The sequence below is a fragment of the Celeribacter sp. PS-C1 genome, from assembly GCF_019429625.1.
Lineage (GTDB): Bacteria > Pseudomonadota > Alphaproteobacteria > Rhodobacterales > Rhodobacteraceae > Celeribacter.
The window spans coordinates 55,500-75,251 of record NZ_JAHXRW010000008.1; the positions used below are offsets into that span (position 1 = coordinate 55,500).

At 59.5% G+C, this 19,752-nt stretch carries 21 protein-coding genes; 10 read left to right on the forward strand and 11 right to left on the reverse strand.

Translation table 11 applies throughout. From position 1 onward, the window contains the following. Window positions 1-6 precede the first annotated feature (6 nt). Window positions 7-2,103, reverse strand: a complete 2,097-nt coding sequence (locus J5Y17_RS12665) for a bifunctional rhamnulose-1-phosphate aldolase/short-chain dehydrogenase (RefSeq protein ID WP_219785624.1) — start codon at window positions 2,101-2,103, stop codon at window positions 7-9. A 192-nt stretch (window positions 2,104-2,295) separates the two neighbouring features. On the opposite strand from J5Y17_RS12665, the gene J5Y17_RS12670 reads away from it, so the two are divergent. From J5Y17_RS12670 to J5Y17_RS12705, 8 genes are all read left to right on the forward strand, one after another. Beyond that, window positions 2,296-3,096, forward strand: coding sequence for a DeoR/GlpR family DNA-binding transcription regulator (locus tag J5Y17_RS12670; RefSeq protein ID WP_219785625.1), 801 nt, complete (start codon window positions 2,296-2,298; stop codon window positions 3,094-3,096). Between the two features lie 50 nt (window positions 3,097-3,146). Continuing rightward, the gene (rhaS, locus tag J5Y17_RS12675; protein WP_219785626.1) at window positions 3,147-4,139 is read left to right on the forward strand and encodes a rhamnose ABC transporter substrate-binding protein; all 993 of its coding nucleotides are present in this window, start codon (window positions 3,147-3,149) and stop codon (window positions 4,137-4,139) included. Between the two features lie 105 nt (window positions 4,140-4,244). Next, window positions 4,245-5,771: a sugar ABC transporter ATP-binding protein gene (locus J5Y17_RS12680; RefSeq protein WP_219785627.1), complete on the forward strand. Its 1,527-nt coding sequence runs from the start codon at window positions 4,245-4,247 to the stop codon at window positions 5,769-5,771. Continuing rightward, window positions 5,768-6,745, forward strand: a complete 978-nt coding sequence (locus tag J5Y17_RS12685) for an ABC transporter permease (RefSeq protein WP_219785628.1) — start codon at window positions 5,768-5,770, stop codon at window positions 6,743-6,745. The genes J5Y17_RS12680 and J5Y17_RS12685 overlap by 4 nt, the downstream gene beginning before the upstream one ends. After that, window positions 6,742-7,746 (forward strand): ABC transporter permease, encoded by a 1,005-nt coding sequence (locus J5Y17_RS12690; protein WP_219785629.1) that lies wholly within the window; start codon window positions 6,742-6,744, stop codon window positions 7,744-7,746. The genes J5Y17_RS12685 and J5Y17_RS12690 overlap by 4 nt, the downstream gene beginning before the upstream one ends. Then, entirely contained in the window at window positions 7,746-8,060 is a 315-nt protein-coding gene (locus tag J5Y17_RS12695) for an L-rhamnose mutarotase (RefSeq protein WP_219785630.1), read from the forward strand. Before J5Y17_RS12690 ends, J5Y17_RS12695 begins: the two co-directional genes overlap by 1 nt. Further along, window positions 8,057-9,436, forward strand: coding sequence for an FGGY-family carbohydrate kinase (locus tag J5Y17_RS12700; protein ID WP_219785631.1), 1,380 nt, complete (start codon window positions 8,057-8,059; stop codon window positions 9,434-9,436). Before J5Y17_RS12695 ends, J5Y17_RS12700 begins: the two co-directional genes overlap by 4 nt. Next, window positions 9,427-10,572 (forward strand): alpha-hydroxy acid oxidase, encoded by a 1,146-nt coding sequence (locus J5Y17_RS12705; RefSeq protein ID WP_219785632.1) that lies wholly within the window; start codon window positions 9,427-9,429, stop codon window positions 10,570-10,572. Before J5Y17_RS12700 ends, J5Y17_RS12705 begins: the two co-directional genes overlap by 10 nt. Before the next feature lie 80 nt (window positions 10,573-10,652). On the opposite strand, the gene J5Y17_RS12710 is transcribed toward J5Y17_RS12705, so the two are convergent. Next, window positions 10,653-11,171 carry a cupin domain-containing protein gene (locus J5Y17_RS12710; RefSeq protein ID WP_255572077.1) on the reverse strand — a complete coding sequence of 173 codons (519 nt, stop codon included), beginning with the start codon at window positions 11,169-11,171 and terminating at the stop codon, window positions 10,653-10,655. 35 nt (window positions 11,172-11,206) lie between these two features. Here J5Y17_RS12710 and J5Y17_RS12715 point away from each other — a divergent pair, with 35 nt between their 5' ends. Next, window positions 11,207-12,178: a LysR family transcriptional regulator gene (locus J5Y17_RS12715; RefSeq protein ID WP_219785633.1), complete on the forward strand. Its 972-nt coding sequence runs from the start codon at window positions 11,207-11,209 to the stop codon at window positions 12,176-12,178. A gap of 124 nt (window positions 12,179-12,302) precedes the next feature. Beyond that, window positions 12,303-12,635, forward strand: coding sequence for a cupin domain-containing protein (locus tag J5Y17_RS19325; protein ID WP_219785634.1), 333 nt, complete (start codon window positions 12,303-12,305; stop codon window positions 12,633-12,635). Between the two features lie 108 nt (window positions 12,636-12,743). Here the strand turns inward: J5Y17_RS19325 and J5Y17_RS12725 are convergent, their stop codons facing one another. Genes J5Y17_RS12725 through J5Y17_RS12765 form a run of 9 tightly spaced genes read right to left on the reverse strand, consistent with a single transcriptional unit; the run spans window position 12,744 to window position 19,620 of the window. Next, window positions 12,744-13,139: a CBS domain-containing protein gene (locus tag J5Y17_RS12725; RefSeq protein WP_107818198.1), complete on the reverse strand. Its 396-nt coding sequence runs from the start codon at window positions 13,137-13,139 to the stop codon at window positions 12,744-12,746. Next, a complete protein-coding gene (gene nqrM, locus J5Y17_RS12730; protein ID WP_107818199.1) occupies window positions 13,136-13,303 on the reverse strand; it encodes a (Na+)-NQR maturation NqrM in 168 nt (55 codons plus the stop codon). The genes J5Y17_RS12725 and nqrM overlap by 4 nt, the downstream gene beginning before the upstream one ends. 10 nt (window positions 13,304-13,313) lie before the next feature. Continuing rightward, on the reverse strand, window positions 13,314-14,282 hold the full coding sequence (locus J5Y17_RS12735) for an FAD:protein FMN transferase (protein WP_219785635.1): 969 nt from the start codon (window positions 14,280-14,282) through the stop codon (window positions 13,314-13,316). 3 nt (window positions 14,283-14,285) lie between these two features. Further along, the gene (gene nqrF, locus J5Y17_RS12740) at window positions 14,286-15,506 is read right to left on the reverse strand and encodes an NADH:ubiquinone reductase (Na(+)-transporting) subunit F (RefSeq protein ID WP_219785636.1); all 1,221 of its coding nucleotides are present in this window, start codon (window positions 15,504-15,506) and stop codon (window positions 14,286-14,288) included. Next, the gene (gene nqrE, locus J5Y17_RS12745; protein ID WP_219785637.1) at window positions 15,503-16,114 is read right to left on the reverse strand and encodes an NADH:ubiquinone reductase (Na(+)-transporting) subunit E; all 612 of its coding nucleotides are present in this window, start codon (window positions 16,112-16,114) and stop codon (window positions 15,503-15,505) included. The genes nqrF and nqrE overlap by 4 nt, the downstream gene beginning before the upstream one ends. Continuing rightward, window positions 16,111-16,776 carry an NADH:ubiquinone reductase (Na(+)-transporting) subunit D gene (locus J5Y17_RS12750; protein ID WP_107818203.1) on the reverse strand — a complete coding sequence of 222 codons (666 nt, stop codon included), beginning with the start codon at window positions 16,774-16,776 and terminating at the stop codon, window positions 16,111-16,113. Before J5Y17_RS12750 ends, nqrE begins: the two co-directional genes overlap by 4 nt. Window positions 16,777-16,779: 3 nt before the next feature. Next, on the reverse strand, window positions 16,780-17,580 hold the full coding sequence (locus J5Y17_RS12755) for an FMN-binding protein (RefSeq protein ID WP_219785638.1): 801 nt from the start codon (window positions 17,578-17,580) through the stop codon (window positions 16,780-16,782). Then, entirely contained in the window at window positions 17,573-18,352 is a 780-nt protein-coding gene (locus J5Y17_RS12760) for an RnfABCDGE type electron transport complex subunit D (RefSeq protein ID WP_219785639.1), read from the reverse strand. The genes J5Y17_RS12755 and J5Y17_RS12760 overlap by 8 nt, the downstream gene beginning before the upstream one ends. Further along, window positions 18,349-19,620, reverse strand: a complete 1,272-nt coding sequence (locus tag J5Y17_RS12765) for a biotin/lipoyl-containing protein (RefSeq protein WP_219785640.1) — start codon at window positions 19,618-19,620, stop codon at window positions 18,349-18,351. The genes J5Y17_RS12760 and J5Y17_RS12765 overlap by 4 nt, the downstream gene beginning before the upstream one ends. Between the last annotated feature and the right edge of the window lie 132 nt (window positions 19,621-19,752).

A 19,752-nucleotide genomic window follows, 5' to 3' on the forward strand; every position in this document is an offset into this window, starting at 1 on the left:
TCCGCCTTAGCGGGTAAAGGCCTGCACGTTGCCGGCGTCCACGTTGACGATGTTACCGGTCGATTTTGCCGATTGTTCGGACGCAAAGAAATAGGCCGCCTCCGCAATGTCCTCAGGCAGGACGGAACGTTTCAGCATGGAGCGCTGGCGATACATTTCCTCCAGCCCCTCTTTGTCCGTGCCGTAGGTGCCAGCGCGCTGTTCCAGCCACTCGCCTTCCCAAATCTTCGAGCCGCGCAGAACCGCATCGGGGTTCACGACGTTCACACGAATGCCAGCCTCTGCCCCTTCGAGCGCCAGACAGCGTGCGAGGTGGATTTCGGAGGCCTTCGCGGTGCAATAGGCCGATGCGTTCGGGCTGGCTGCGAGGCCGTTTTTCGACGCGACGAACACGATAGAGCCGCCGATCCCCTGCGTGCGCATCACCTTGAACGCTTCGCGCGACACGAGGAAATAGCCCGTGGACAGGATGTCCATGTTCTTGTTCCACAGTTCTAGCGTGGTGTCCTCAACAGGCGCCGAAGAGGCGATGCCTGCGTTGGAAACGAGGATGTCGACACCGCCGAATTCGACTGAGGTATAGGCATAAGCCGCCGCGACAGCGTCTTCGTCGGTCACGTTCATCACCACGGAGCGCACAACATCCACGCCGAATTGCTTGGCGAATCCGCTGCGGACCTCATCAAGCGCAGTCTCATTTATGTCCGCGAGCATGACGCAGGCGCCTTCTTGCAGATAGCGCGCCGCCGTCGCAGCCCCGATCCCGCCAGCCCCGCCGGTGACAAGCGCCACACGACCGGCCAGAGATTTCGGTTTCGGCATCCGCTGCAGCTTGGCTTCTTCAAGCAGCCAGTATTCGATGTCGAACGCTTCCTGTTCCGGCAGGCCGCAATACTCAGAGACGGCGGAGGAGCCGCGCATCACGTTGATGGCGTTGACGTAGAATTCGCCGGAGATTCGCGCGGTCGCACGGTCCTTTGCGAAGGTGATCATCCCGACACCCGGCACCAGATAGACGACCGCGTTCGGGTCGCGGAGCGCGGGGGAATCGTCGTGTTTGCAGCGCTCGTAATAGGCGGCGTAATCCTCGCGGTAGGCTGCGATCTGCGCATCCAGACCGGCGAGTACCTCGTCGATGTTGTTTTTCGCAGGATCGAAATCCAGCACGAGCGGGCGAATCTTGGTCCGCAGGAAGTGGTCGGGGCAGGACGTGCCGAGCGCCGCGAGATCACGCATATTCTTCGCATTGACGAATTCGAGCACGGTGTCGGAATCGTCGAAATTGCCAACCATGTGCTGCGCGCCGGAGACAAAGCCGCGGATCGCGGGCATCAGTTTCGATGCAATTTCACGGCGGGCCGCAGGCGCGAGGCTCTCATGTACCGCTCCACCAAAGGCCGGAATGTCCGCTGTCTTTTCTTCGAAATAGGTGATCGCTTTGTTGATGATGTCGAGCGTCAGCTCATAGCAGGCTTTCGCATCGTCATCCCAAGTGAAGAGACCGTGGGATTCGAGAACGACACCCTTTGCTTCCGGGTTCTCAAGACAGAATTTTTCAAGCCACAAGCCCAGCTCATAGCCCGGCTTCTTCCACGGCAACCAACCGATGTCGTCGCCAAAGATCTCTTGGGTCAGGGCTTTGGAATCTTTCGAGGCCGCAATCGCGATGATCGCATCCGGGTGCATATGATCGACGTGATTTTTCGGCACATAGGCATGAAGCGGCGTGTCGATGGAGGCCGCGCGCGGGTTCAGGTTAAAGGTGCAATGCGGCAGGTAGCCGACCATTTCATCTTCGAACGCGACACCGCGATATTTGCCTTTCAGCGCGCGGAGTTTGTCCATGTAGAGGGTCGAGAACCCGTCCATTTTGATCGAGCCCACGTCCCCGCCGGAGCCTTTGACCCATAGAACCTCGGCCTTTTCGCCCGTCAGAGGATCATCCTCCATGACCTTCGCGGACGTGTTGCCGCCACCGTAGTTGGTCACGCGCTTGTCGGAGCCCAAAAGGTTCGAACGATACAGCAGTTTTTCAGGCTCGCTCATATCTTTCGCTTTGGCATCATCCCAAAGCGAAGCGAGCCGCGTAGACGCGGATGTCATGGTGATCTCCTCCCGATCATCAGGTAGTGGATGGTCTTGTATTGAGCCAAATCTGCGTGGACTGCGTCAGATTGTCAATCACAAATAATCAAAAGCAATCATTATGCAGCTGCAGAATGATTTATATGACATTTTATGATTGACAATGATCGTTTTGAGCGCCACGTTTCAGCTACGGGAGGAATTTCATCAATGCACGAGAGAGAGCGCCACGGAATCATTCTGTCCGCCATTCAAGAACGGCCCGTCGTGACCGTCGTTGAATTGTGCGGCCTGACAGGTGCGTCTGAGGCCACTATTCGTAGAGATATCGCCGCGTTGCACGTCGCCAAGAAGCTGCGCCGTGTCCGCGGGGGTGCCGAAGCATTGGCCCCGAACCCCTTCCCCGGCCTCGCGGGCCGCACCTTCGCCGTAAACGAAACGCGCAACATCAAGCAAAAGCAAGCAATCGCACGCGCAGCCGTCGATATGATCGAAGACGGAGAGCCGATTATTATCAACGGCGGCACGACCACATTCCAGATGGTGCACCCGCTGGCCACGCGTCGCTGCCAGGTTTTCACCAACTCGTTTCCGATTGCCGAGCATCTTTTGAAGACCTCGAAAAACTCGGTGCTGATTTCCGGCGGCGTGATCTACCGCGAGCAGAACATCGTGCTGTCGCCTTTCGACAATGACGTCACGCGCAACTTCTACGCGCGCCGCATGTTCATGGGGGCGCAAGGCGTCGCGCCCTTGGGCGTGATGGAAGCCGACCCGCTGCTCATCCAGGCCGAACAGAAACTGATAGGTCAGGCCGATGAGCTTGTGCTGCTGGTCGATTCCACGAAATTCAAAAACCGGTCCAGCCTTGTGCTCTGTCCGCTTGATCGCATCGACGTGCTGATCACCGACGAGGGCATTGGTGATCGGGAGGCGGCCATGATTGAGGCCGCCGACATCAAACTCATCGTCGCGCCATCCAGCGCGGCGCAGGAGGACGTCGCGTCCTGACATTGCTCGGGACGCAAAAATTCAACCAGGAGACTTAGGGAGGACTCCAAATGAAAAAACTATCGAAACTGCTGACCACCGCCGCCATTGCGACCGGCCTGTTTGCAGGAGCTGCGTCTGCCGAGGACATGCGCATCGCTCTTGTCGTGAAGGCTCTGGGCATTGGCTTCTTCGAAGCAGCCGCAAAAGGCGCCGAAGAAGCCGCATCCGAACTGGGTGGCGTGGAAATCATCTACACCGGCCCGACCGACACCACGGCCGAGGGCCAGATCGAAGTGATCAACTCGCTGATTGCACAGAATGTCGATGCCATCGCCGTGTCCGCCAACGACACCGACGCGCTTGTGCCGACCCTGAAAAAGGCGATGCAGCGCGGTATCACGGTGATCTCCTGGGACTCCGGCGTGGCCGAAGATGGTCGCCAAATGCACCTCAACCCGTCGTCCAACCCGCTGATCGGCAACATGATCATCAAACTGGCCGCCGATGAATTGCCCGAGGGCGGCGAAGTGGCCGTGCTCTCCGCCACCACCACCTCAACGAACCAGAACATCTGGATCGAAGAGATGAACAAGGTGATGGGCAACTACCCGGGCGTCGAAGTCGTCGCGACCGTGTACGGCGATGACCTCGCGGACAAATCCTATCGTGAAGCCACCGGCCTCATGCAATCCTACCCGGATCTCGACGCCATCATCGCGCCGACATCTGTGGGCATCGTGGCCGCAGCTCAGGCCGTGGTGGACGCTGGCAAAGTGGGTCAGGTCAATGTGACCGGTCTCGGCCTACCGTCCGAGATGGCGGGTGCAATCGAAAGCGGCGCGTCCAAATCCTTTGCGATCTGGAACCCGATCGATCTCGGCTATTCGGCGACGATGATCGCCTATCACCTGTCCAAAGGCGACGCCGTGGCGGAGCCGGGCGCCAGCATCCCGATGGGCCGCATGGGCGAAGTGACGCTTGATGAGACGAACTCCGGCGCGATGGCCGATCCGTTCGTTTACGATGCGTCCAATATCGCAGACTTCAAAGACATCTTCTAACTCCCGAAGACGGTCTTTGCGGGCGGCGCCCTCTATACCCAGACACTGGGCCATAGCGCCGCCCAATTCCACTTTTTCGACAGACATACAGCCAATGGGGTAGCCATGGGCCACGCACAGACACATGCCGCGCCGGTTCTCGCGCTTGACGGCATCACAAAGACATTCCCGGGCGTCAAAGCGCTCGATGGCGTCACGCTCGAACTCTTTGCCGGGCAAGTGACCGCCCTGATCGGTGAAAACGGCGCGGGCAAATCGACCGTAGTGAAAACGCTCACTGGGATTTACCAGCCAGATGGCGGGCGCATTCTCGTGGACGGCGAAGAGGTTCGGTTTCCGACCGCGCAGGACGCCTCTGCAGCGGGTGTGACCGCGATCCATCAGGAAACCGTGCTGTTCGACGAATTGTCTGTCGCGGAAAACATCTTTCTCGGCCATGCGCCCAAAGGGCGTTTTGGACTGATTGATCGCAAAGAGATGCGCACGAAAGCGCAGGACATTCTCGACGGGATCGGTGCAGAAATCGATGCGGGCGTCCGACTCAAAGATCTCGGCATCGCGTCGCGCCACCTCGTTGCGATTGCGCGCGCCCTCTCGGTTGAGGCCCGCGTTGTGATCATGGACGAACCGACCGCCGCACTGAGCCGCAAAGAGATCGAAGAGCTTTACGAGCTAGTGGATGCGCTCAAGGCGCAGGGCAAAGCGATCCTGTTTATCTCTCACAAATTCGACGAAATCTTCCGCATCGCCGACCGCTACACCGTCTTTCGTGACGGGCAGTATATCGGCGCGGGCGACATGGCGGACATCACCGAGGCCGAGTTGGTGAAAATGATGGTCGGGCGCTCCGTCGACCAGATTTTCCCGAAACGCGCCGCACAGATCGGTGAGGATGTGTTGATCGTTGCTGGCTACAGCCACCCCACCGAATTCGAAGACATCCACTTTACCCTGCGCCGTGGTGAAATCCTTGGCTTCTACGGGCTTGTGGGTGCGGGACGCTCGGAATTTATGCAAAGCCTGATCGGTGTGACACGGCCCTCGAAAGGGGCGATCCGGCTGAACGACAAAGTGCGGGTCATCCGCTCGCCCGCCGATGCCATCGCCGCCGGGATCGTCTATGTCCCCGAAGATCGCGGCAAACAGGGCGCGATCCTCGACATGCCGATTTTCCAGAATGTCACCCTGCCCTCGCTGCCGCGCCTGTCCAAAAACGGCTTCACCCAGATGGCAGAGGAATTCTCGCTTGCCCGCCAATATACGGAACGGCTCGATCTGCGTGCGGCCTCGCTCGACACCACGGTGGGGAGCCTGTCCGGCGGCAACCAGCAAAAGGTGGTCATCGCCAAATGGCTCGCCACGCAGCCGACCGTCATCATTCTGGATGAACCCACCAAAGGCATCGACATCGGGTCCAAGGCCGCTGTGCACGACTTTATGTCTGAACTCGCCTCCGAAGGTCTCTCAGTCATCATGGTCAGCTCTGAAATTCCCGAAATCCTCGGCATGTCCGACCGCGTGATCGTGATGCGCGAAGGCCGGATGGTGGCCGAGTTGGAAGGCGACGAGCTGACCCCCGAAACCCTCGTCCGCCACGCGGCGGGTATCTCATCGAAAGGAGAAGCAGCATGACCCTGCTGAAATCCCGCGAGGCGATCCTTGTTGGCGCCATCCTGCTTCTTCTGGCTCTGGTCGCGAGCCGTTTTCCGGGGTTTGTGACCCCTTCGAACCTCGTCGCCGTGTTCACCGACACCGCGCCGCTGATCATCCTCGCGCTGGGGCAGATGGTCGTCATCCTGACCCGCTCCATCGACCTCTCTGTCGCCGCGAACCTCGCGCTGACAGGGATGGTCTGTGCTCTGATCAACGTCGCGTTTCCGGGCGTGCCGGTGCCGGTTCTGGTCGCGCTGGCGCTCGGGCTCGGCGCGCTTATGGGCGCGATCAACGGGTTTCTGGTCTGGAAACTGACGATCCCGCCCATCGTGGTGACGCTTGGCACGATGACGATTTTCCGCGGTATCATCTTTCTTCTGACCAACGGCAGCTGGGTCAACTCCCACCAGATGAGCAGCGCATTCAAGGCCTTCCCGCGGGAGAACATCCTTGGCCTGCCGCTCTTGGGGTGGATCGCCGTTATCGTCACCCTAATCCTTGGCCTTGTCATGAGCCGGACCACGTTGGGACGTGCCTTTTTCGCGGTCGGCGGCAACCCGCATGCTGCCGTCTACACCGGTATCAATGTCGGCCGGACCCAGTTTCTCGCCTTTGTGATATCCGGCATGCTGGCCGGCCTCACCGGCTACCTCTGGGTCGCCCGCTATGCCGTGGCCTATGTCGACATTGCGGGCGGGTTCGAACTTGATGTCGTCGCGGCCTGTGTGATCGGCGGCATCTCCATCGCCGGTGGAGTCGCCACCGTCGCGGGCGCCGTCTTGGGCGCGCTGTTCTTGGGCATCATCAAGAACGCCCTGCCGGTGATTGACGTCTCCCCCTTCTGGCAACTCGCCATCTCCGGGGCCGCGATCATCATTGCCGTGACCTTCAACTCCCGCGCTGGCCGCTCGAAAGGCCGTGTCATTCTCAAATCCGCGGAGCATGCCCAATGAGCCTTGCAGAAACACAACAGACCACTGCCCGTCACATTCCCGACCGGCTGACGACACCGCTCGCGCGGACGCTAAAAAGCTGGGAAAGCCTGCTGTTGTTGGTGGCCATCGGAATTTTCATCCTCAACAGCTTTGCCTCGCCTTACTTCCTGAATGCCTGGAACCTGTCGGATGCGACGTTCAACTTTACAGAAAAGGCGATGATCGCCTTTGCGATGGCACTGCTGATCATTTCAGGCGAGATCGACCTTTCAGTCGCCTCCATCATTGCGCTCGCCTCCACCGCGATGGGTCTCGTGATGCAGGCGGGGTTTGGCACCCCCGCGATTGTCGCCACGGGCCTCGTCACCGGGCTTCTCTGCGGCGCGTTCAACGGCGTATTGGTCACGCGTCTAGGCCTCCCGTCCATCGTTGTGACCATCGGCACCATGAGCCTGTTTCGCGGCATCAGCTATATCGTTCTCGGCGACGGCGCATTTCGTGGCTACCCCTCTGATTTCGCGTGGTTCGGTCAGGGCTATGTGTTCTGGGTGATCACCGTCGAGCTGACGATCTTTGCAATCCTCGCTGTGATCTATGGCATCGTGCTGCACAAAACCAACTTCGGCCGCGCGGTCTATGCCATCGGCAACAACGCCACCGCCGCGACCTTTTCCGGCATCCGTGTGGAGCGCGTGAAATTCATCCTCTTCCTTCTCACGGGTCTGATGTCGGGGCTGGCCTCCGTCTGCCTCACCTCGCGCCTCGGCTCCACACGCCCCTCCATCGCCTCCGGCATGGAGTTGGAAGTCGTGACCATGGTGGTGCTTGGCGGTGTCAGCATCCTCGGCGGGTCCGGCTCGATCCCCGGTGTAGTGATCGCGGCTTTTGTGATGGGCCTCGTGACCTTCGGCCTCGGCCTTTTGAACGTGCCGGGCATCGTGATGTCCATTGTGGTCGGCGCACTTCTGATCGGCGTGATCGCCCTGCCGCGCATCTACCAGAATCTTCGGAGGAAATGATGGAAAAATACGCCTTCCGCATGATCCTGAACGAAGGGTGTCTGGACGAATACCGCAAACGCCATGACGAGATCTGGCCGGAGCTGGTCACCCTGCTCAAAGACGCAGGTGTCGAGGATTACTCCATCCACTACGACCCGGAGACCCGTCACCTGTTTGGTGTCCTTTGGCGACGCGACGATCACGGCATGGCGGCCCTGCCTGATCATCCGGCGATGAAGCGCTGGTGGGCGCATATGGCGGATATCATGGAGACCCATCCGGACAACCGCCCGAAAGAGCAACCGCTTGAAACCGTGTTTCACCTGCCATGACCATGCCGCGCCATATCGCCGTTCTCGATGTCGGGAAAACCAACGCCAAGCTCGCGTTGGTCGATGCCGACAGCCTGACGGAAATCGCCGTCGTCACCCGTCCGAACACCGTTCTGGCGGGGCCTCCCTGGCCGCATTTCGACCTTGAAGGGCATTGGGCGTTCTTTCTCGACCACCTCGCGGCATTCCATGAAAGCCACGGGATCGATGCGATTTCCGTCACCACGCATGGCGCCTCGGCAGTTTTGCTTGACGCTGAGGGCGAACTGGCTGCGCCGATGCTCGACTATGAGTATGACGGGCCGGACAGCCTCACCTCCGAATATGACGCGATCCGCCCGCAGTTTTCCGAGACCGGGTCTCCGCGCCTCGGCATGGGCCTGAACGTCGGTGCGCAGCTGTACTGGCAGTTCGAAACCGATCCGGGTCTCCGCGACCGCGTCGCCAATGTGCTCACCTATCCGCAGTATTGGGGCTATCGCCTCACAGGCCGCATGGCGACTGACGTCACCTCTCTGGGCTGTCACACCGATCTGTGGAACCCGTGGGAGGGGCAGTTCTCGTCGCTTGTCGACCGTCTCGGTCTCACCGACAAACTCGCCACCGCGCATCCCTCCGCAGACGTGCTTGGCACGGTGTCCGACGACATCGCCGCCCGCACCGGCTTGTCGCCCGACACGCCAGTCGTCTGTGGCATCCACGATTCAAACGCCTCTCTCCTGCCCCATGTGCTCGGGCGCAAGGGAGCGTTCTCTGTAGTCTCCACGGGCACTTGGGTCATCGTCATGTCGATGGGCGGACGGTCAACCGCACTCGATCCTAACCGCGATACGCTCGTCAACGTCAACGCACTCGGTCAGGCCGTGCCCTCCGCGCGGTTCATGGGCGGGCGGGAATACGAAATCATCCGCGCGGGCGGCGACACAGAGGTGAGGGACTCCGACCGTGCAACTGTGCTCGCGGAACACATCATGCTCCTCCCCGCCGTCGAGCCGGGCTCAGGCCCGTTCCGAGGGCGTGAGGCCAGTTGGACCCTTGAGCCAGCGGAACAGGAACAGCGCATGGCCGCGCTCGGGTTTTACCTCGCCCTGATGACCAAAACCTGCCTTGATCTCGTTGGCGCAGACGGCCCGGTGATCATCGAAGGCCCTTTTGCCCGCAATCGCGAATATCTCGACATGCTCGCCACGCTTCACGACGGCGGCGTCGAAATTGCTGCCTCCGCCACCGGCACATCTGTGGGCGCAGCGATGCTGTTCGCGGAAAACGCCTCCCCGCCGGAGACCCACAAAATCAAACCTCCAGCGAGTGACTTGCTCTCGAACTATGCCATGATCTGGCAAGCCAGAGTTGAAGGGGAAACCACATGCGCCTGACCGATTGTCACAACTTCCACGATTTCCGCCGTTTGGCAGAGCGCCGCCTGCCGGGGCCGATCTTCAACTACATCGACGGTGGCGCGGATGACGAAGTGACCCTGCGCCGCAACACCGCAGCCTTCGAGCACGTCGATCTCGTCCCCAACGTCCTGCGCGGCGTGACCGATGTGGATCTGTCGACGGAGATCATGGGCCAGAAACTCGCCCTGCCCGTCTACCTATCCCCCACCGCCCTTCAGCGCCTCTTCCATCACGAAGGCGAACGCGCCACGGCCGCCGCCGCCGCCAAGTTCGGCACGATGTTCGGGGTCTCTTCTCTCGGCACCGTCTCCATGGCCGAGCTTGCCACGAAACACGACACGCCACAGGTCTACCAATTCTATTTCCACAAGGATCGCGGCCTCAATTCCGCGATGATGCAAAAGGCAAAAGAGAGCGGCATCAACGTCATGATGCTCACAGTCGACAGCATCACCGGCGGCAACCGCGAACGCGATCTGCGCACCGGCTTTTCGATCCCCTTCCGCCTGACGCTCGCGGGTTTGATCCAATTCGCCATCAAACCGATGTGGGGGATCAACTATGTCACCCACGAAAAATTCAGCCTGCCGCAGCTCGACGCCCATATCGACATGAAGGGCGATACACTGACCATCGGGCGATATTTCACCGAGATGCTCGACCCGTCGATGAACTGGGACGATGTGGAACGCATGGTCGCGGAATGGGGCGGCCCATTCTGTCTCAAAGGCGTGATGAGCGTCGAGGATGCGAAGCAAGCCGCCGAGATCGGCTGTCGGGGGATCGTTTTGTCAAACCACGGCGGGCGGCAGTTGGACGGCTCGCGGTCAGGGTTTGATCAGCTCGATGAGATTGTGCAGGCGGTGGGCGACAAGATGGACGTTATGGTCGATGGCGGTTTCCAGCGCGGCACCCATGTGCTTAAGGCACTTGCCCTTGGCGCAAAAGCTGTGGGTCTGGGCCGCGCCTATCTCTACGCACTCGCGGCGGCGGGCCAGCCGGGGATCGAGCGGATGCTCACCCAACTGACCGCCGAGATCACCCGCGACATGCGCCTGATGGGCGTGACGCGGGTGTCAGACCTCAAACCGGATATGCTGCGGTTCCGCTGACGGACAGGTTCCCGTCGAAACAGATATACACACCTCTTGCCCGTCTGGCCTGCCAGTCGGCGCCAGAAGGACTGTGATCCTCAATCCAGCGGTGGCCCGGTGAATGTCATGTGATGGCGCGTCGCGGATTCATTGATGGCAGGCATATCGTCCGGAATACCAAATTGTCCTGCGGCCATGTCGGCAAAAAACCCTTCGAAACCGCCCGGCGTCAAAATGACGAAGTGTCGGCAATCCTCTTCACCTATAACCTTGAACGTGTGTTCTTTGCCGCGTGGGATAAAGACGCTCTCTCCGGCTTTGGCGATCCTCTCGATGCCTTCGAGCCAGAACCGACAAGCTCCGGTCACGATGACGAAAACCTCATCTTCTTTGTGGTGGATATGCCGAGGCGGGCCACTGTTCGGGGGCGAGATGCTGTCGACGACAGCTATAGCGCCACCGCTGTCGGCAGAGCTGAGGATGGTTTTATATTTGACGCCAAGCCAGTCAACGAAATCGTCTGTGCGGTTTAAATCTTCCATCGTTTCCTCACCTTTTTGGGATTGAAACGAAAGCGCTTTCGATAAGTTCATATTATTCGACGTTTGGTCTATCATTCAAACGAAACCTCCAAATAAAGGGTATCACTCAGATGAATTTGGCGACATTCGATCTGAACCTTCTTCGTGTCTTTGACGCGATCCTTCGGGAGGGATCAACGGTGAAGGCCGGGATACGCTTGGGCCTGTCCCAATCAGCTGTTTCGAACGCATTGGCCCGGTTGCGGAAGGCGCTTGATGACGATTTGTTCGTTCGCCAAGGCAACCGATTGGTTGCAACCGACTTCACCGCGTCTATTCAGGACGATCTCAGAGAAGAACTCAATCGGATCGAAAGCCTCCTTACGCCACCTCATACATTTGACCCGACATTTGCGAACGGGACTTTTAAGGTTGCTGCCAGCGATTTTTTCGCGGAGCTCCTGATGCCGCAGTTGGGTGATCTCTTAAACAAAAAGGCCCCGAATATCCGGGCGCAACTTGTCGATTTGGTGCCGTATGACTCCGTTTCCAGCCTCGAACGGTATGACGCAGATATCGCTCTTCTTCCCGAAGTGGATACGCCCGACTGGATCAGCCGGGAACCGCTCTTCCGGTCGCCCTTCGTCGTCATCGCAAGCGCTTCGAACCCAAGTATTTCCGACGTACCTGAAGGAGGGACGATACCGTTCGAAACCTTTTGCTGTTTGTCGCACGTCTTGTTTTCACCGGAAGGAAAGTTGAGTGCATTTGGGGATGATGCACTGGCCCGTGTTGGGCGGTCTCGTCGGGTAACGATGTCTTTGCCGTTCTTCTCTGGTGTCTGCCGCGTCGTCAGCGAAAGCAACCTGATCGCGATGGTGCCAAAGCAGTTGGCATGCAAAGTGGCAAAGGATTTCCAATTAAAAATCTTCCAGCCCCCCATGGATGTCCCACACGCTCAGATTATTGCGATCTGGCATAAACGGTCGGACAGAAACCTTTTGGCGGGATGGATGCGAAGGCAGATTTTTGAACTGATGAAAGAACTGGATCTTGAGGATATGGGCGGCCCGCCCGTTTATAGTTCGCGCTCAGACGAGTAGGCCGAAGCGCAAAGACTGACCGGAACGCGCTCGAATTGCCGCTCGAATTGTCGCAAAGAGGCCAATCTGTTACTCTATCCCCGACAAAATAAGGCTAAGCCATTGCTGTCGAAGGAGGGACGCTGTGTCATACCCTGAATTCATTGAGGCCTTTCCAAGCCTTGACGTTCCGTTTTCAGACGATGTGCTTCAAACCTCGGCGGTGCGCTCTGAACATGGCCTCGTTGCCTTCCTGACTTTCTTGAAAGATATGGAGATTCCGCCTCATTCGCACGGTGCACAGTGGGGAACTGTTGTTGAGGGTGAAATCGAATTGACCCTTGGGGGCGAGACGCGGACCTATCGGGTTGGTGACAGCTACTCCATCCCCGCAGGCGTTGAACATGGTGCACGGATCAAGGCCGGATCCCGCCTCATTGATGTTTTTGAAGAGGCCGACCGCTACTTGCTTAAGTAGGCACGCGCTGCAGATCACATTTAGCAATCTTGGCATTTCTGCGATGCTCCGCGAAATCTGGTCCTCATCGGCGCATCCTGACGCCAGACAGGTGAAAAATGCGGCCTCTCAGCTCAGCCCGACAAGGACGCGCAACAGGTCGGATCGTCGGAGCATTCCGACGAACTGCTCCCCGTCAAGAACGGGGAAAACACGATGCGGATGGTTGAGAAAGGCTTCTGCAGCGGTGGCGATATCTGCAGTTGCGGAAAGCGTCATCACGTCGACCGTCATGAAATCCGCAACCGTGCCTTTCCATTCCTGATAATAACTTGCGTTCAGGGCGGGCCGAAAACAGTCTTTCTGGCTCAGAATGCCTTGCAGCACACCGCCTTCATCCAGGACGGCCCCCGCCGCACCGCGCTCCTCGATCAGCAAAGCTACAGCGCGCCGAATGGGCATCTCGGGCGTCAGCACAGGAAGATCATCGCGCACAATATCTCTAAGGGTCTGCACAGGGCTCATGTTTGCTCCTCCGCGTGTTTGTGCGGGCAACCTTCACAGGCGACATCTTTGAGACAGGCCATGCCGCCACAAGAGCCCTTGACCGGACCGCGCCCGAACAGAGAGCCGAGAGCGAGCCCTCCGACCGCAAAGAGAATGATGAGAAGGCCGAGGACAAGTTCCATATCTTCTCCCTTATAGCATATGGCGATCAAAATCGCCTGTGGTGGTCGCGGAAAGACCGGTGTCCATTGCGAACAGGAACAGGGCCGAAAGCCCATTTTGACGCGCCACGTCAGGCCCCTGATCCGCGGCGGCCATCAAAGCGGTGGCCCAACCGTCTGCGATCATCGCGTCTGGCGCCAACACTGAGACCGACACAGCCCCGCCCGCCACAGGTCTGGCCCGGTGCGGATCTATGATGTGGCTGTAAACATGATCGCCCAAGCTATAGCTTTGCGCCCGCAGACCCGATGTTGCGACGGAGAAGCCGGACGGCAGACGCAGTCCTGCGGCGGGGCTTAGCGCTCCGATCCGTGGATCCTCGACAGCAACGTGCCACGCTCTCCCCGACGGGTGCTGCCCGCGACTTTTCAACTCGCCGCCCAAATCGATTAGGACGTCTCGAAGACCGGCCTCCATGAAATAGCTGTCCACGAGATCGAGCGCGCGTCCCTTCGCAATCCCGCACAGGTCAATCGTCAATCCCGAAATGTCCTTGCGCAACTGATCGCCATCTGTCGCGAGGGCTGTCCATGCCCCGGATACGCCAGTAATCCGGCCAAATCCCCATTGCGACACCAAGGGGCCAACCGTGGGGTCGAACCGGCCACCGCTCTCGCGCGCGATTTTCAATGCGGCACGCGTCACAAAGGCCGTTTCCCCGGACACACGGCAGGCATCGGCAGTTCGGTTGAACCGAGACACATCACTGTCCTGACGCCACGGCGACATCTGGGCATCCACTTTGGCCAAAATTCGGTCGATGGCCGCACGATGCGGCTCAAGCGGTACATCAGAGGGCGCGGTCACGCGCCAATGGCTCGCGAAGGCGCGGCCCTCCATGCTGTGCGTCGGAGCAAGACTGTTTGCCTCCGCCACGCCCGCATAAAGCGTGGCGCCGCTGAGGGCGATCATCTGACGGCGGGTAAAATCACGGCGCATGGTTCAACCTCCGAAGTCATCATTATAGATGGACTCTGGTTCGACGCCCAGTTTGGCGAGCGTGTTCAGGACCGCCGACATCATGACCGGCGGACCGCAGAGATAATATTCGCAATTCTCTGGCGCGGGATGCTTGGACAGGGCCGCCCGCACGGTATCGTGGATAAATCCGGTTTCCCCGCGCCACCGGTCCCCCGGCGCCGGGTCCGACAGTGCCGGGGTCCATGCAAAATTGGGGTGTTCCCTAGCAATCGCCTCGAATTCCTCGACATAGAACAGGTCCGCCGCTGAGCGCGCACCATAGAAATATCGCATCTTGCGGGTCGTTCCTTTGCCGATCTGTTCGTGGATCATGGCCCGCAGAGGCGCCATGCCAACGCCGCCTCCGATAAAGACCATATCACGCTCTGTCGGTTGAACGTGGAACTCACCGAAGGGACCGGATGCGGCCACTTCGGCCCCCGGCTTCAGGGAGAAAAGCCACGACGAGACCACTCCCGGCGCGATGTCATGTTCTTTGCCAGCAGGTGGAACGGCGAGGCGGATATTGAACACAGCCTGCCCGACATTAGCTGGCGTGTTGGCGATGGAATAGGCGCGCGTGACGGGCTGGTCTGACGAGGCTTGCATCGTTGGCCAATCGGCCAAGTCCCATGTCTGCGAAAAGGCCGGCTCTACGTCGATGTCCGCGAAGTCGAGCCGGTAGGCCGGCGCGGTCAACTGCATAAAGCCGCCTGCCCTGAACGCAAACGGCTGCTCTGGCGGAAGTTCGAGAACCAATTCCCGGATCAGCGGCGCCAGCTGTCTGTTCGACACAACGCGGCAGGTAAACCCAGTCGCTCCGAGGAACTCTTGCGGCACCGTGACACGGCACGGCCCACGCAGAGTTGTTTGACAAGCCAGTCTCACATGGGCCTTGCGCTCTGCCGCAGACAATATGCCTTTTTCCGTAGCGATCGCGGTGCCAGCCCCCTCCCCGTCTACAACGACGCGGCACAACCCACAGGTGCCAGAGCCGCCGCAGGCCGCAGGGATACCAATGCCCGAGCGGTGCAGAACGCCCAAAAGCTTTTCCCCACGCGCAACATCGAGTTTTTCAGTGTCGTTGACCGTGATCTGAAGCGCTTCGGCTGGAACAAGCTTTTGCCGCGTCAGAAGCAAGACGACGGTCAGGGCGATGATCAGCCCAACGATGATGAAGACACCAAGAACAATCTCCGTCATGACGCCACCATCTGGGCAAAGGCAGAAAAGCCGAGAGACATCATACCGGCGAGGAGGAACGTGATGCCCAAACCGCGCAGCGCTTCAGGGACATGCGCATAGGCCAACCGCGCGCGGATCGCTCCGAGCATGACGACAGAGGTGGCAAAACCCGTTCCCGACCCAAGGCCGAACACAGCAGACTCGACGAGCGTAAAGCTTCGCTCCACCATGAACAGGCTTCCGGCAAGGATGGCACATTGGACCGTCAGCAGAGGCAGAAAGACCCCAAAAGAGGCGTAGATCGCAGGGAAAAACCGGTCCAGCACCATTTCCAGCAACTGAACCGTGGCCGCAATGACGCCGATAAAGGCGATCAGTTTGAGGTAAGACAAATCCGTCTCCGGCAACCCTGCCCAAGCCCATGCCCCCGGCGCCAGAAGTGCCGAGTAGATCAGTTGATTGAGCGGCACTGTCACACCCATGACAGCGACGACCGCAATCCCGAGCCCCACAGCCGAGCCGGTTTTTCTGGACAGGGCGATAAAGGTGCAGAGGCCAAGGAACAGCGTGAGGGGCATATTCTCCACAAAGGCTGCACTCAGGAAGAGAGACACCAGATCACTCATGACAGGTCCTCCGGCTTGTCCGGTGACAACAACTCAAGGGTCTCGGTCTGATCCGGCAAGAGCGTGCGAAGGATCCAAACCAATCCGCCCAAAAGAAAGAACGCCGATGGCGCCAAGAGCATTAGGCTCAGAGGAGTAAACCACCCGCCCTGGTCGACGGTCTGAAATACCTGCAACCCGAGAAGAGATCCGGCGCCAAAGAGTTCGCGCACGGAGCCAATCACAACCAGAACGAGGGAGTAACCGAGCCCATTGCCCAACGCATCCACCATGGACCGTCCCGGTGGATTATGACGGGAAAACGACTCGGTGCGCCCGAGCACAAGACAGTTCGTGGTGATCAGGCTGACAAAGACCGAAAGCTTTTGACTGATTTCAAAAAGATAGGCCTGAAGAATTTGATCGATCACGATCACAAGCGAGGCCACGATCACGATCTGGACGATCAGGCGAATTGAGCCCGGGATATGGTGGCGGATCAGGCTAATTAGACCGGCAGACATGACCAAGACCGCAGTCAGTGCTGCCGACATGGTCAAGGCCGTCGCAACAGAGGTCGTCACCGCCAAAGCTGAGCAAATCCCGAGAATCTGAAGTGTCACCGGGTTTTGGTGAACCAGAGGATCAGTGAGAGTGCTCCAAAGGCTTGCGCGGGCGGGCATGGTTCAAAACTCCCCGCGCTGGATGGCGTCGATCAGAGGGCCATAGCCATCGGGACCAAGCCAAAAGCGCATAATGCGCGTGACGGCGCTTGAGGTGCGCGTCGCCCCCGTGATGCCGTCCACCTCGAACTCACTGCTCGCACGGCCTTTGGCGACCGCAAAGCGGACTGCACCGCTTGCGTCCGCGATCTCTTTTCCGCGCCATTGGGACAACCACGCAGGTTCTTCGATACGCCCCCCCAGACCGGGCGTTTCGGATTGGCCCAAAACGGCCAGTCCCGCGATGGTGTTCATATCCGCCCTGAGCGCGAGAATTGCATCAATCGGCCCGACGTAGCCGGCACCGCTGATTGGCAGCAGCGCGAGAGAAATTTCACCATCGGCGCCACGCAGGAAATAGACCTGCGCATAGTCCGGACGTTGTCCGAGGCCAGCAATGTCCTGCCCCTCGGACAATCCCGTCCAATTCGCATTGTCCTCCAGCGCGACAGAGAGTGTCGCGGGCGTGACCTCGGTCGCCGCCTTCGCTTCGGTGAGATCGACAACGACTGTGGACAGGGAACCGCCCTCAGCCGCCAAAAGCTCGGACATGCCGGGGATGCCTGCGATCAGCCCCTCCAGACGTGCCTGTTGCTCGGCGGCGCGGTTGGCGGCCTGGATCGGGCGCAAGATGACGGTCGCCCCACTGACCCCGAGGGCGCAGATGGCCGAGACCAGAAACGCCATAACCAAAGTTTTAGTCCGACTTTCATTCGGCAGGGCAAGGAGTTTCCGCCACACGGTGATCGGGTTCATGTCAGCCATGACGTTTTCTCCTTCGTCTTACCCAGAGCGCAAGCGCAGCCTCGTCAAAGATTGGCGCAAACAAAGACGCCAAAAAGGCGGCAGAGACGGCCATTTGCACGGGCGCAGCCCCTTCCCATTCATACGCGAAGAGGACGACAAATCCTCCGTAAGCCCCTCCGTAAAGCCAGCGACCGAGCGAGGTAGAAGCGCCCGCGACAGGATCGGTGACCAGAAGCGCCAGCACCAAAACAGCCGTGGGCAAAATCACAGAGATCGCCGGATCACCGCCGTAATATGCGATCCCCAGTGCCACAAAAGCCGCAAAGATCACGCGCATGGACAGAATTCCGAACATCGCGCCGATCCCCAATGCGGGAAGCGCCGCCCAGATCACAGGCGCGACGAACTCGGGCCACGGCTCAGCGGGAAAGCCAAAGCCAAGGAAGGCGATCGTGACTGTTGCCGGATTGAGCACATTACGCCCCCAACCTCCAAAAACCAGCTCCGCCGCCACCGTGCCGAAACTGATGCCAAGAGCCAATCGGATCAAACCCAAATCTTCGGGTGCAAGCATGGCGACTGCGATTGCAGACAGTGCACCTGCAAGGGAGGGCGGCTGGGCCCGTGCCAGCATGAAGACCATATGCCAAAGGCCGGAGATGATCAGGGTGAGGGCGAGCCGTCCGATCGCCTCGACGCCGCCGAACCAAAGCCACGTCAGCACCATCGGCATACTTGCCATGAGCAAGAGCGCCGCGACCATCTCGCGATCCCACATCCCGCGCCTCATGCGACACCTTCCTCTTCTTCGATGCGGTCCAAAATCGCGCGCACCTGAGTCATGAGACGCGGCCGCGCGCCCGTTGCATAATCTGCGAGTGCCAAATCTTCTTCCAAGAGGGACAAACCGCCGAGACGCGTGAACCCCTCCACATCTCCGGACGCCAGAACGCGGACCAATGCAGCAGCGGGAAGCACACCGCCGAACGCGAGATCGAGCGCAGCAGTCGGAATGATCGGCGCACGCCGCGAGGCATGGTCGAGCGCTTCGTTAAACCAGTGACGGTTCTTTGAGGTTGTGTCGCGTTTAAGAACAGTGACCTGCCGGTCCCGAAGCGACAACCAATGCGCAGGCCGCCCGTCAAGCGACGAGCCCGACAAGACCGCATGAGGTCCCGGGCGCAGAATTGGCTGGCACAACCCGCGCAAATCTGCGCCCGGCTGGCACTCGACGCGTTTCGCCTCCCTGAGCGCATCGCCCGAGATAGAGACCACGCGCGTCGCAGGAACATACCCATTCTCCAGAAAAGCCCCGATATCCGCGACATCCTCGGCATGAATATCCCAAACGGATGCGTCGACCCGTGCCGGCATATGGCGATGGATCATCAACCCTGAAAGCCCGTTCGGATGCGTCCGGCCCGTTAAAATGCGGCTGACACCTGCCGGGGGCGCACCCGTATAAGATGTCGCCTCCGCCTGACACAGGAAAATCTTCGCATCCGTCAGGCGCGAAAGAGCATCAAGACCGCGCGAGAACTCCTCTTCACGACTCCACAGCCGCAGGAGCGGATCTGGCGCGTCAGGCCGACTGTCGGTCGCCATCACGAAAATCGCGGCGGGGATCGCGCCAGGTTTTGGCACGCGACCGAAAGGGCGGCTCCGCAACATCCGCCACAAGCCAGACATCTGCAGGACCCTGCGCAACTCGTCCACATCTTGGCCCGCGAGAGACACATCAAAGGAATAGCGATCGCCACCGGCGTCATGAAACAGCACCAATTGCGACAACCGATGGCCCGGTCGAAGATCAATTTTCGCGACACGTCCCGCCATTGGGGCCGTCAGATACATATCCGGCATGGCCCGCACTCTCAGAAGAGGCTGCCCTTGCGCGACGCTCTCGCCGTCCCCGACCAAAGGCTCGACCCGCAACTCCTCCCCATGAGCTGGCGTGATCGCGGCTTCGTCTGTGATGTGGCGCGCCGGGGCGTCGGGCTTTAGCGGCGGACCGACGCGGGGCACTATAAGTCCCGCAGTAAAAATTGAGCCAAACATCTCAACGTCCATTTTCGCGCCGAAATACCAATCTGTTTGAATATCGAGGCGTCAGGTGAATTGCGTGAATCTGTAAATTCAGATAACATGTTTGTGCGCGAAAGTGGAGTATCTTTAGCGAGGGTCTATCGG